Here is a 12,565-nt window from a genome sequence, read left to right as displayed (position 1 = left end):
CCGTTGCGTGTCGCTGAAGGTGCGGTCGAGCACGGCCGCCCCGCGCGAGCCGGGTCACCGGTCGCGTTCGCCCTTTTCGCCGATGCCACCGGTTTCATCGGTTTCGTCGGAGACGGTGGTCTCGATGCGCTCCTTGCGGATCTCACCCCCGACCGTCTCCTCCTCGACGCGCTCCTCGGTGCCCAGCCGGACGCGTTCGACGGGTACGGTCTCGGTCCGGGTGACCGGGCGTTCCTCGTGCAGGGTCACCTCGTGCTCCGCCTCGGTGATCTCCGGGCCGGACAGCGCGGCGTCCACATTGGCGTCGGTGATCGGCTCACGCTCGACCACCACCTCCTCGTGGCGTACGGGGACGGTCTGCTGCACTTCCTCGGTGACCACGTACTTACGCAGCCGGGCCCGCCCGGTCGCGTGCCGTTCGACTCCGACGTGCATCCGCTCCTCGGAGCGCGTCATCGCGTCATCGCCGGTGCCCTCCGCTCCCTCGAGGTCCAACTGCTCTGCGGGACCGGCCGCGGTACCGGCAGGCATGTCACCGGGGCCGCCCGCCTGCTGTTGCCAGGCGGCGTCCCAGTCGACGCCGTAGTACTCGTAGAGGCGGTGCTCCTCGTCCTCCGAGAGATGACCGCCTGCTTCCACGTCGACGTTCGGGGCGTCCTTCACGCGGTCCTTGGCGTAGGGCACCTCAATGTGGTCCCCCGCCACGGTCGCGTCCCGCATCGGGACGAACGACTCCTTGATCCCGAAGAGGCCGGTCCTGACGCTGATCCACTCGGGCTGGCCGGTGGTGTCGTCCAGGAAGACGTGCTTGGCCTCGCCGATCTTGTCGCCATGATCGTCGTAAACGGGATGGTCGAGAACGGTGGACAGCTGCTCGCGGGTGATCACGATCACCCTCCTTCACATGTGGTTTTTCAGCGGTAGGCCCACCGTCTAACCACCGGAAGGAGAAGCTAATCGAACAAAACGGATTTAATTGGACTTTTTTGGCGGTCTCTCACTCCGTCGTCAGAGCACGACGTCGAGTCCCTCCAGCCCCCGGATCACGAAATTCGGCTTCCTCCGCGGCTCCTGGGCAAGGGCGAGCGTCGGGGCCCGCTCCAGCAGGGCCGTCATCGAGGCGGCCAGTTCGATACGGGCCAGGGGGGCGCCGATGCAGTAGTGGATGCCGGCGCTGAAGGATATGTGAGGGTTGTCGGCGCGGGTCAGGTCGAGACGCTCGGGTCGGTCGAAGACGGCCGGGTCGTGGTTGGCGGAGCCGAAGAGCATGGCGATCTCCGCGCCACGGGGAACGACCGTGCCGTCGATCTCGATGTCGTCCAGGACCCAGCGTTCGAAGAGCTGGAGCGGGGTGTCGTAGCGCATCAGCTCCTCGACGGCCGAGGGGACGAGGGAGTGGTCGGCGCGCAGGGCGGCGAGCTGGCCGGGGTTGCGGAACAGGGCCCACCAGCCGTTCACCGTGGCGTTGACCGTCGCCTCGTGGCCGGCGTTCAGCAGCAGAACGGCGGTGGAGACCATCTCCTGTTCGGTGAGCCGGTCCCCCTCGTCGTGCGCCTCGATCAGCCCGGAGACGAGGTCGTCGCCGGGCTCCTTGCGGCGGGCCGCGATCAACTCCGTGAGGTACTCGGAGAACTCCACGGACGCCCGCACCGCCTTCGTCGCGGTCTCCTGCGAGGGGTTCAGCTCGTACATCCCGCAGATGTCCGCCGACCAGGGCCGCAGCTGCGGGCGGTCCGCCTCCGGGATGCCCAGCATCTCCGCGATCACCGCGACGGGCAGCGGCTCCGCCACGTCCGTCAGCAGATCGCCGCCGCCCGCCTCGACGAGGGCGCCCACGAGGTCGTTCGCCAGCCCGTGCACGTACGGCTTGAGCCGTTCCACCGTGCGCGGGGTGAACGCCTTCGACACCAGGCGCCGGATGCGGGTGTGGTCCGGGGGCTCGAGGTCGAGCATGCCGTGGTCGTTGAGCGTGTGGAACGGCTCGTGCTCCGGCGGTGGCGGGGTGCGGCCGAAGTCCTCGTGACTGAACCGGTGCTGATACGTCCGCCCCAGCCGCCGGTCCCGCAGCAGCGCCGAGACGTCCGCGTGGTGCGGCACGAGCCACTGGTCGGTCGGCTCGTAACGGATCACCCGGCCCTGTGCGCGCAGCTCGGCATAGGCGGGGTAGGGGTCGGCGACGAACGCCGGGTCCCATGGATCGAAGGCAGCCATGTCCGGACGCTAGCCCGGCACACCCCCGGCTGACCAGGGGTGTCGTGCGGTCTCGCGTCCGGTGCCGGCCTCAGGAACTGGTGAGGATGGCGAGTTGCCGGGTCGCCCGGGTCATGGCCACGTAGCGGTCGACCGTGCCTTCGATGGTGGTGCCGAAGGTGTCGGGGTCGATGAGGATGACGAGGTCGAACTCGAGGCCCTTGGAGAGTTCCGGGGGGAGGGAGCGGACGCGGGGGGTGGCCTGGAAGGTGGGGTCGCCGATGACGCAGGCGATGCCTTCGGGGTGGGTGGTGAGCCAGGTGTCGAGGATGGAGTCCCGTTCACGGACGGATCCGTGGACGACGGGGAGGCCGTTGCTGCGGATGGAGGTCGGGACGTTGGCGTCGGGGAGGACGGCCCGGATGACCGGCTCGGCCTCCGCCATGATCTCCTCCGGGGTGCGGTAGTTGACGCTCAGGGAGGCCAGGGTGATCCGGTCGAAACCGACCCGTTCCAGCCGCTCCCGCCACGACTCCGTGAACCCGTGCCTGGCCTGGGCGCGGTCCCCGACGATGGTGAAGCTCCGCGACGGGCAGCGCTGCAGCAGCATCTGCCACTCCGCGTCGGTCAGTTCCTGCGCCTCGTCCACGACGACGTGCGCGAACGGACCCGCGAGCACGTCGGGTTCGGCGGTCGGCAGCTCGGACTCGTCGACCAGGTTGCGCTGGAAGTCCGCCCGGCGCAGCTGCGTCATGAGTCCTTCACCGTCGTCGTCGGCCGCGATCAGGTTGTCGACGACCCGCGCCATGCGGGTGCGCTGGGCGGCGAGCGCGGATTCCTGCCGACGCCTGCGCCGCACCGCCGCCGGATCGCCGAGCCGCTGCCGCGCCGCGTCCAGGAGCGGCAGGTCGGACACCGTCCACGCCTGCGCCTGAGCGCGCTGCAGCCTGCGTACGTCGTCGGGGCCGAGCCAGGGAGCGCACATCCGCAGGTAGGCGGGCACCGTCCACAGGTCCGAGACGAGGTCGGCCGCTTCCAGCAGGGGCCAGGCCCGCTTGAGGGTCCCGACCAGCTCCTTGTCGTGCAGCAGCGACCGGCGGAACTGCTCGCGCGGGACGTCGCCGTCGTGCTTGTCCATGAGGATGGTGACCAGTTCCTCCCAGATCTGGTCACGCGCGTCGTTGTGCGCGGTGCTCGGCCCGGGTGCCTCGAACGCCTCGGTCCAGTCGTCGGCGCTCAGCCAGAGGTCGGCCCACTCGGTGGTGACCGTCATCCCCTCGGCGGGCGGCTCCTCGTAGAACCTGACGGCCTTCTCGATCGCCTTCACCATGTCCGCGGACGACTTCAGGCGGGCCACCTCCGGGTCGGTCTCGGGCGCCGCCGCGGCTCCCTCGGCCACCAGGTCCCGCAGGGTGCAGGTCTGTACCCCCTCCTCGCCGAGGCTGGGCAGGACGTCGGCCACATAGCCCAGGTAGGGCTGGTGCGGGCCGACGAACAGCACACCGCCGCGACGGTGACCCAGACGCGGGTCGGAGTACACGAGGTAGGCGGAGCGGTGCAGCGCGACGACCGTCTTGCCGGTTCCCGGGCCGCCGTCGACGACGAGCGCGCCGCGGGAACCCGCGCGGATGATGGCGTCCTGGTCGGCCTGGATGGTGCCGAGCACGTCCCGCATCCGGGGCGAACGGTCGCTGCCCAGGCTGGCGATGAAGGCGGACTGGTCGTCCAGCGCCGCGTGCCCGGCGAAGGCGTCCGAGGTGAACACCTCGTCCCAGTAGTCGCTGACGCGGCCGCCGCTCCAGCGGTACCTGCGGCGGCTCGCCAGGCCCATCGGGTTGGCGTGGGTGGCCCCGAAGAACGGTTCGGCCGCGGGGGAACGCCAGTCGACCAGCAGCCGGCGACCGGTGCTGTCCGTCAGGCCGAGCCGCCCCACGTACAGGGGTTCGGAGTCGTCCGCGCCGACCATGTGCCCCAGGCACAGGTCCAGCCCGAAGCGGCGCAGGGCGCGCAGGCGGGCGGTCAGCCGGTGGACCTCGGCGTCCCGGTCCATCGCCTGCCTGCCACTGCCGCCGGGTGCCCTGAGCTCGGCCTCGAGACGGTCGGACAGCTCGGCGATCGTCTGCTCGAGGCTCTCCGCGATGGCGGCGAAGTGCTGCTCGTCGCCGGCGATCAGCGCCGGGTCGGCCTTGGCGGAGAGGCGGGCGGGGAGGTCGAACGCGCTGGTGGTCACGGGGTTCACGGCACCGGCTCCACTCACTGGACGGACAGCACTGCACATATGTGGCGTGGCCCTCATTTCCGCAGGTACTTGGCTTTGGCCTGCGATTCTGCGGCACGAGGGGGGCCTTGCCGCAAGCCCCCCGGTGCGCTATATGTTGAGAGTGGCAAGAGGTGGGGCGGTACTCACTCTTGCCTTTCTCATGTGCTGACGGGGAGGGCGAGTTGCCCTCTATCCCGGTGTCACCAGACGGGCCTCGTAGGCGAAGACGGCTGCCTGGGTGCGGTCGCGCAGGCCGAGTTTCACAAGGACCCTGCTCACATGGGTCTTGATCGTGGACTCGGCCACCACCAGGCGTTCGGCGATCTCCGCGTTGGAGAGGCCCTGGGCTATGAGCACGAGGACCTCCGTCTCGCGTTCGGTGAGGTCGCCGTAGGCCGCCTGGGCGGCGGCGGGGAGGCGGGGGGCGTCGGACAGTTTGGAGAACTCCGTGATCAGGCGCTTCGTCACGGAGGGGGCCAGCAACGCCTCACCGGCCGCCACCACCCGTACCCCGTCCGCGAGCTGGCGGGCCGAGGCGTCCTTCAGGAGGAAGCCGGAGGCGCCGGCGCGCAGCGCCTGGTAGACGTACTCGTCGAGGTCGAAGGTGGTCAGGACGAGCACCTTCGCCGTGCCGTCGGCGGCGACTATCTCGCGCGTCGCCTCGATGCCGTTCAGCTCCGGCATACGGATGTCCATCAGGACCACGTCGGGGGCCAGTTCACGGACCCGGTCGACCGCCTCGCGGCCGTTGACCGCCTCGCCGACGACCTCGATGTCCGGCATCGCGTTCAGCAGGACGGAGAAGCCCTCCCGGACCATCATCTGGTCGTCGGCGATCAGCACGCGAATCGTGCCCGGGGTCATGCGTCACCTTCGTTCAGGGCGGGGACCGGCAGGAACACCGTCACCTCGTAGCCACCGTCGTCCGTCGCGCCCGCCGTCATCTCGCCGTTGAGCATCGACACCCGCTCCCGCATGCCCGTGATGCCGTGACCCGCGCCGGGCGAGGGCTTGACCAGGTGCAGCGCGGGCGGAGCGTCGTTGACTATACGCAGACCCAGGCCCCCGAGGACGTAGCCGATCTCCACGCGGGCGCTCGCGCCGGGGGCGTGCCGGAGGGTGTTGCTCAGCGCCTCCTGGACGATGCGGTACGCCGAGAGCTCGACGCCCTGCGGGAGTTCGCGGACGGCGCCGGTGACCGCCTTGTCGACGTCGAGGCCGGCGTCGCGCACGTTGTCGAGCAGTGCCTCCAGGTCGGCGAGGGTGGGCTGCGGGGCGTCCGGAGCCTCGTAGTCCTCGGCGCGGACCACGCCCAGGACGCGGCGCAGTTCGGTCAGGGCCGCCACCGCGTTCTCCCGGATGGTGACGAAGGCGCGCTCCAGCTCCGGCGGCGGGTTCTCCACCCGGTAGGGCGCGGCCTCCGCCTGGATGGCGACCACCGACATGTGGTGGGCGACCACGTCGTGCAGCTCGCGGGCGATCGTGGTGCGCTCCTCCAGCAGGGTGCGCCGGGACCGCTCGTGCGCGGTCACCGTCTGCTGGGCGGTCACCTCCTGCCGGGCCTGACGGCGGGTGTGCCAGACGGTGACGCCGAGCAGCACGAGCGCGGATATGACCAGCAGGGGGGCGGTGTTCGACGAGTAGTGGCCGGCGCCGAGGAGCACGGTCACGACCATGCCGTACGCCGCGGTCAGGGCCCACATCCACGCGGCGACGCGGGGCCCGGTCCGCAGCGCCACCACCGCCAGCACCGCGAGGTGGCAGGCGAAGCTGCCCGCCTGCCACGGCCACTCGTCCCAGCTGTCGGCGAGCACCGCGGTGACCGGGGTGGCCGCCAGGGAGAACCAGAAGGCGCCGACCGGTCGCACCAGCGTCAGCAGCACCGGGGCCAGCGAGAGGAAGCCGATCAGCAGCCTGTCGTAGTCGCCCCCGTAGCCCCCATAGCCCCCATAGCCCGCCGACGAGGCGCCGATCATCATCGCCATGAGGCCCATGAACACCACGACGGCGTGCGGCGTCCACACCGCGTAGTGCCGAAGGCGCGGGGGCAGCAACCTGGTCAACGGGCCGTCGACCCGCATGCGCGGAAGAGGGTCATAGGCGAAGGCGTCGTGGAACAGGTCCTGTCGCAGCCCGCGCAGGGCTTCCACCGCCATCCGGAACTCCGGACTGCGCGGCCTGGTCCCCTCGTCCGGGGAGCTGAGGTGCTGGGTCGTCTCGGTCACGTACAGAACGGTAGGCCGCGACGGTGGTAGCGGTCGTCACCAGTGAGGGGGGTCCTTCGGCATCCACCTCAGGTACTACGGGGGCGACGAGGACGACCGGGGCGAGGACCGGGCACCGCCATCAGTACCCGGACGGCCTCACCAGTCCCGACTCGTACGCGAACACCGCCGCCTGCGTACGGTCCCTGAGGCCCAGCTTCACCAGGATGCGGCCCACGTGGGTCTTCACGGTCTGCTCGGCGACGAAGAGACGCTCGGCGATCTCCGCGTTCGACAGGCCCTGGGCGATCAGGGCGAGCACCTCCGTCTCCCGCTCGGTCAGGCCGCCCACGCGTTCCTTCACCGGGGCGCGGGGTCTGTCGTCCAACCGGGAGAACTCGGCGATCAGCCGCCGGGTGACACCGGGTGCGAGCAGGGCGTCACCGGCGGCGATCACCCGTACCGCCTCGGCCAGTTGATCGGCGGACGCGTCCTTCAGCATGAACCCGGACGCGCCGGCGCGCAGCGCGTCGTACACGTACTCGTCGAGGTCGAAGGTGGTCAGCACCAGCACCCTGATGTCCGGCCGCTCACCGGTGATGCGGCGGGTGGCCTCGATGCCGCCGAGTTCGGGCATGCGGATGTCCATGAGGACGACGTCCGGGGTCAGTTCGGCCACCTTGGCGACGGCGTCGAGGCCGTGCACCGCCTGGCCGACCACCTCGATGTCGGGCTGGGTGTTGAGCAGCACGGTGAAGCCCTGCCGGACCATCTGCTGGTCGTCGGCGATGAGGACACGGATGGGGCTGCTCGTCATGCTGGGGAGTCCTTCGGGTGGGTGGCCGGGGCGGCCGGGTCGGGGTCCGAAGCGGGGGCGGGGGCCGGGAAGACGTGGTCGAGGCCGTCGGTGGGCACCTGCGCCGGGAGGAAGGCGGACACCTGGTAGCCGCCGTCGGGTTCGGGGCCCGCCCACAGGCCGCCGCCCAGCATCGCGGCCCGCTCCCGCATGCCGAGCAGTCCGTGCCCGGCACCCGACGACGGCGGGGCGGGCCGGGTCGGACGGGAGTTGACGACCATCATGCTCAACCCGAACGTGTGGTACTCGACCATCACGCGGACGCTCGCGCCGGGCGCGTGACGCAGGACGTTGCTCAGCGCCTCCTGCACGATCCGGTACGCCGACAGCTCCGCCCCCGGCGACAACGACCGCCGGTCGCCGGTGACCTCGAGACTCACCGCCAGGCCCGCGGTACGGGTGTTCTCCACGAGCGCGTCGAGCCGGTCGAGGGTGGGCTGCGGGGCGTGCGGGGCCGTGTCGCCCTCCGCTCCCGTTCCGTCGGGCGCCTTGGGCACGCCGAGCTGTTCCGAGCGCAGGACACCCAGCACCCGGCGCAGTTCGGTCAGCGCCTCCAGCGCGTTCTGCCGGATGCCGTCGAGGTTCTCCTTCAGCTCGTCGGAGGGGTTCTCGACCAGGTGCGGGGCGACCTGGGCCTGGATGGAGATCACCGACATGTGGTGGGCCACCACGTCGTGCAGCTCGCGCGCTATCCGGCTGCGCTCCTCCAGCAGGGTGCGGCGGCCGCGTTCCTCAGCGGTGAGCGTGGTCTGTTCGACGAGCTCCGCGCGGGCCTCGCGGCGGCCGCGCAGGGCTGTGCCGAGCACCGCGACGACCGTGAACAGGATGATCGAGAGCAGCCCGGTCGGCTGGTACCTGTTGGCACCCAGCAGGCCCTGGACGACGTACGTGAGGAACGCCGTCACGCCCAGCGCCTCGACGGTCACCCGGGTGGGCACGCGCAGGGCGAGCAGCAGCAGCACGGCCATCTGCCCGATGATCCCGGCCGCCGCCCAGGGCCAGGGGAAGTCGTGGGCGCCACCGGCCAGCAGATGGCGCCGCACCTCGACGGCGCTCACCACCATGGCCGCCGTCGTGAGCAGCCAGGCCGGGACGGGACGCCGCAGCGCGAGCACCACCGCGCCGCCCTGCGCGAGCCCGAGCAGCAGGGCGAGCTGCGGGCCCACTCCCCCGTTGTCCACGAACTGCGCCACGGCTCCGAACGCCACACCGAACCCGACCAGGCAGAGCAGGCCGTGCGGCAGCCAGCGCACCCACAGGGACGGCGGCAGCGGGTCCGATTTGAGCGTCAGCAGGTCGTCGCGCAGCACCCGCAGCCGGCGCGGGACGTGCCACAGCGCCCGCACCACCCCCGTTTCCGTCACACGGCCCACCTTAGGGGTCCTTTCACTATGAGCGCCCGTGAGGTCGCGTGGTCTGGTGCCGTGCATCGCAAGGCGCCGGAGGGTTCTTGCAGTGGAGCTGCCAGGGCTTTTCGGCAACGCGGCGAGGTGCGGTGCCGGGCCGCGCGACCCGGGCGGGCACGGTAAAAGGGCCCCTTAGACATGACGGGCCCCCGCCCGTGGGGCGGTGCGGTGCACGCGGACCACCCGCGAGCGGCCTCGCTGCCCGGTACGCCCGCCTCCGCCCTGCTCGTGATGGCGGAACGCCGTCCAGCACACCGCGAGGGCCAGGGCGAAGACCGGGAGCCAGGCCAGGCGGGCCCAGACCCAGTTCAGCGTGTCGGGGCGGGTGTGCAGGCCGGGGAGGCGGCCGACGAGCAGTCCGGTGGCCGTGGTGGCCATCAGGGCGGTCTGGTGCCAGAGGAAGACGGTCATCGCGGAGAGGTTGACGAGTGCCACCGCCGCCCAGGCCGTCGGTCTGCGCAGGGCGCGGCGCAGGCGGTCGCGCAGCAGCAGCGCGAGGCCGCACTGGGCCAGGCCGAAGGTGACGGCGGCCAGCGTCGGCGGGTTCAGGTTCGAGACCCCGGCGCCCGGGACCCCGACCATCGACGCGGGGTAGCCCGCCCAGGCGACGAGGGCCGCCGTCGCCGCCGTACCGCCCGTGAGGAGCAGCAGGCCGGCGCGGCGGCCGTTCAGGTCGCCGCGGGTCCAGGCGGCGCCCAGGGTGTACGGCACGAGCCAGCCCGCCGCCAAATTCACCCAGCCCAGCCAGGACGGGCCGCCGAGGCCGAAGCGGAGCAGGTCGACATGGAGGACGACGGCCAGCGGCCAGAGGGGGTTGAGCCGGGTCAGCAGCGGGGTCGCGGCCGTCAGGACGGTGAAGACCAGCAGGAACCACAGGGGGGACAGGGCCAGCTTGACCAGGGTGTGCACGGTCGCGTACTGGGCGCCGGTGAGGAGGAGGGCGAGCGCGGTCACCGTCCACAGGGTGAGGACGGCCGCGACCGGTCTGAGCAGCCGGGACAGGCGGGCGGCCAGCCACTGTCCGTACGTCGTGCCGCGGGCGCGTGCCGCGGCGTAGCCACGGGTGGCCACATGGCCGCCCACCAGGAAGAACACGGCGAGCGTCTGGAAGGCCCAGGAGATCGGCGCCAGCCAGGGCATGTGCCGCAGCGGACTCGCGGTGTGCAGCGTGCCGCCGTCCTCGACGAGGGCGGTCACCAGCCAGTGGCCCAGGACGACACCGAGGATCGCGAAGGCACGCAGGGCGTCCACCGCGCGGTCCCGTTCGGCGGGGGTGCCGGCCTCGATCCGGTCGGCGCGCTGTCGTAGGGCGTGGTGCAGGCCGGGCGGGGTCTCACGCACGGGTCACCTCCGAGGTGTCGCCGAGGACGATCCGGGCGAGGTTGGTCAGGGAGACCGAGCCCGGGGTGAAGTAGTCGCTGTGGCCGCCGTCGCCGGCGGCGAAGACGCGGGCGCCGAACTCCGGGGAGACCGGGTCGGTGCCGAAGCCGACGGTGGTGCCGAACAGGTCGGCCTTCACATGCGGGACCTCTCCCACCCAGTCGTCGGTGCCGCGGGCCGCCCAGACGTGGGCGCGGGTGCGCAGGGCCGCGGCGGAGTCGGCGCCGGTGCCGGGGCTGCCGAGGAGGGCGATGTCGTCCACGGGCAGGCGGGAGGCGGCCGCGCCGCAGACGACCGAGCCGTAGGAGTGGCAGAGGAGGGCGATGTTCGCGCGAGGGCCGGTCATGGAGCGCAGGGTGTGGATGAACTGCCGGAGCCGCGGGGCGGCTTGTTCGGCGCGGGTGGTGGTCGTGACCGTCGCGCTGATCGTGCCGGGGGTTTCGTAGCCGAGCCAGGCGATGACCGCGGTGCGGGCGCCGGCGGGGCCGGCGGCCTCGTGGGTCAGCCGGGCGTACAACGCCTTCGCGGTGGCGCGGAAGCGGGCGTAGGTGTCGAGCGAGGTGTCGGAGCCGGGGACGAGGACGGCGATGCGGTCGGCGTGGGCGAGATCGCCCAGGACCTCCGTGGCTCGGCCGGGGCCTCGGCCGTCGAAGCCGAGGAGATGGCGGGACGGGGCAGCCATGGCGCGGTCCGCCGCGGCTCGTTCGTGGTCGCCGTGGGCGGCGGCCATACGGGACGCCTGAGCGGCGTTGGCCTGGTTGGCCGCGTACGTCTCGCCCAGCGTGGTCGTGGTCAGTGGGGGGAGGGCGGCGGGGGGTGGGGCGGGGATTTCGGGGTGGGCGGCGGCCGAGAGGGGGAGGACCAGGGCGGCGGTGAGGAGGGCGGTGAGGACCGCGCGGAGGGGCTTGCGGCGTGAGGGTGTGCCTTTGCCTGGCGGGGTTGCCTCAGTAGATTCGTCGCACACCCTCGTCTCGTCCCCCACTGCCCCGTCCTCCCCTTCCGTGCCCATGTGTTGGGCTTCTCAGAACGGGAAGTTACGGAGGTGGGGGCATGGTTGGCGTCACGCCTGGGAGCTCAGGTGCGGGGTAGCTCTCAGGTATTACGGGTACGGTCGGGGCTCGATCACCGGGCCGGCTGGATCACCAGGCCGGCTGGATCACCAGGCCAGCTGGGCGATCTCCTCCACCACCACCGCGCACGCGTCCGCCGCCGGGTCGATCAGGGGGAAGTGGCCCACCCCCTCCAGCATCGTCAGACCGACCACCTCTCCCGCCTTCGCCGCGGCCTCCGCGTAGGACTCGGCGACCGCCAAGGGCACGTCCAGGTCCGCCCGGCCCTGGACCAGGGTCGTCGCGATGCCGGTCGGCAGCAGCAGCGACGGGTCGGCGTACGGGCGGCGGTCGGTGAAGTCGGTCTCCCCGGCGCCCAGCAGTTGGCGGGTCGCGCCCGCGCAGACGTCCAGCTTGTCGGCGACCGCGAAGTCGGCGATCGGGGCCAGCGCGACCACGCCCCGCAGGTGTGCCGGGCCGCCGGTACGCCAGGGGGCGTCGGCGGGCAGTACGTGGCGGGCAGCCGCCCACAGGGCGAGGTGGCCGCCGGCCGAGTGGCCGGTGAGGACGGTGCGGCGCGGGTCGGCCTGGGGGAGGGCCTCGCGGACGAGGGCGGGCAGGGCGTCCAGGGCGGCGGCGACGTCGTCGAAGGTGTCGGGCCAGCGGCCGGCCACCGTGGTCTGTCCCGGCGTATCCGCGTTCTCGCTTCCCCTGCGGTACTCCACGTTGGCCACCGCGAAGCCGTGGTGGGCCAGGAAGGAGGCGAAGGGGGTGATGTGGCGGCGGTCGTACGGGGCGCGCCAGGCGCCGCCGTGCAGGACGACGACCAGGGGGGCGGGACCGCCCGGGCCGGCCTCGGTGCGCGGGGCGTAGAAGTCGATCACCTGGTCGGGGTGGTCGCCGTAGGCGGCTGTGGTGTCGGGGTCGACCGCGGGGTGCGAGAAGGCCGACTCCTCTTCGGCAGCGGCCCGGGCGGCTGCGACGTCGTCCGGCATGCTCCAACCTCTCAGCGACGAAACGGTTTTGACGGAAAGGGGTGGCGGACCAGGAAGCGAACCTCGGCCGTTGGCGGGGACGGTACCAGGCGGGTGACGTGCGCGGACACGGGGATGTGACGGAGGGTGAGGCGGGGGGGCGGTGACCGTCCGCCGGGGTGGGTCCCGGGGGGGGCGGTGACCGTTCGGGGTGACCGTCCGCCGGGGTGGCTGCCGGGTGGGTCC

Annotated in this window: 10 protein-coding genes; all 10 read right to left on the bottom strand. The window is 72.0% G+C overall.

All coding sequences use genetic code 11. The annotated features are described in order from the left end of the window. Nucleotides 1-54 precede the first annotated feature (54 nt). Entirely contained in the window at nt 55-888 is an 834-nt protein-coding gene (locus IG99_RS23460) for a DUF2382 domain-containing protein (RefSeq protein ID WP_037676952.1), read from the bottom strand. Between the two features lie 120 nt (nt 889-1,008). Beyond that, nucleotides 1,009-2,211: a cytochrome P450 gene (locus IG99_RS23455; RefSeq protein WP_037676859.1), complete on the bottom strand. Its 1,203-nt coding sequence runs from the start codon at nt 2,209-2,211 to the stop codon at nt 1,009-1,011. A gap of 70 nt (nt 2,212-2,281) precedes the next feature. Then, nucleotides 2,282-4,429, bottom strand: coding sequence for an RNA polymerase recycling motor ATPase HelR (gene helR, locus IG99_RS23450; protein ID WP_037676858.1), 2,148 nt, complete (start codon nt 4,427-4,429; stop codon nt 2,282-2,284). A 210-nt stretch (nt 4,430-4,639) separates the two neighbouring features. Then, nucleotides 4,640-5,314 (bottom strand): response regulator, encoded by a 675-nt coding sequence (locus IG99_RS23445; RefSeq protein WP_037676857.1) that lies wholly within the window; start codon nt 5,312-5,314, stop codon nt 4,640-4,642. Further along, nucleotides 5,311-6,675 carry a sensor histidine kinase gene (locus IG99_RS23440; RefSeq protein ID WP_037676856.1) on the bottom strand — a complete coding sequence of 455 codons (1,365 nt, stop codon included), beginning with the start codon at nt 6,673-6,675 and terminating at the stop codon, nt 5,311-5,313. Before IG99_RS23440 ends, IG99_RS23445 begins: the two co-directional genes overlap by 4 nt. A gap of 121 nt (nt 6,676-6,796) precedes the next feature. Beyond that, the gene (locus tag IG99_RS23435; RefSeq protein ID WP_037676855.1) at nt 6,797-7,471 is read right to left on the bottom strand and encodes a response regulator; all 675 of its coding nucleotides are present in this window, start codon (nt 7,469-7,471) and stop codon (nt 6,797-6,799) included. Then, nucleotides 7,468-8,874, bottom strand: a complete 1,407-nt coding sequence (locus IG99_RS23430) for a sensor histidine kinase (RefSeq protein WP_051865826.1) — start codon at nt 8,872-8,874, stop codon at nt 7,468-7,470. Before IG99_RS23430 ends, IG99_RS23435 begins: the two co-directional genes overlap by 4 nt. Before the next feature lie 174 nt (nt 8,875-9,048). Next, complete coding sequence (locus tag IG99_RS23425; protein WP_037676854.1) at nt 9,049-10,257, bottom strand: acyltransferase family protein; 1,209 nt, start codon at nt 10,255-10,257, stop codon at nt 9,049-9,051. Further along, nucleotides 10,250-11,305, bottom strand: coding sequence for an alpha/beta hydrolase (locus IG99_RS23420; protein WP_078947847.1), 1,056 nt, complete (start codon nt 11,303-11,305; stop codon nt 10,250-10,252). Before IG99_RS23420 ends, IG99_RS23425 begins: the two co-directional genes overlap by 8 nt. A gap of 147 nt (nt 11,306-11,452) precedes the next feature. Then, on the bottom strand, nt 11,453-12,340 hold the full coding sequence (locus IG99_RS23415; RefSeq protein ID WP_037676853.1) for an alpha/beta hydrolase: 888 nt from the start codon (nt 12,338-12,340) through the stop codon (nt 11,453-11,455). Nucleotides 12,341-12,565: the final 225 nt, after the last annotated feature.

The organism is Streptomyces griseus subsp. griseus, from assembly GCF_000720255.1.
In the GTDB taxonomy this organism is placed as follows: domain Bacteria; phylum Actinomycetota; class Actinomycetes; order Streptomycetales; family Streptomycetaceae; genus Streptomyces; species Streptomyces griseus_I.
This window is presented reverse-complemented; position numbering and strand designations above follow the sequence as displayed.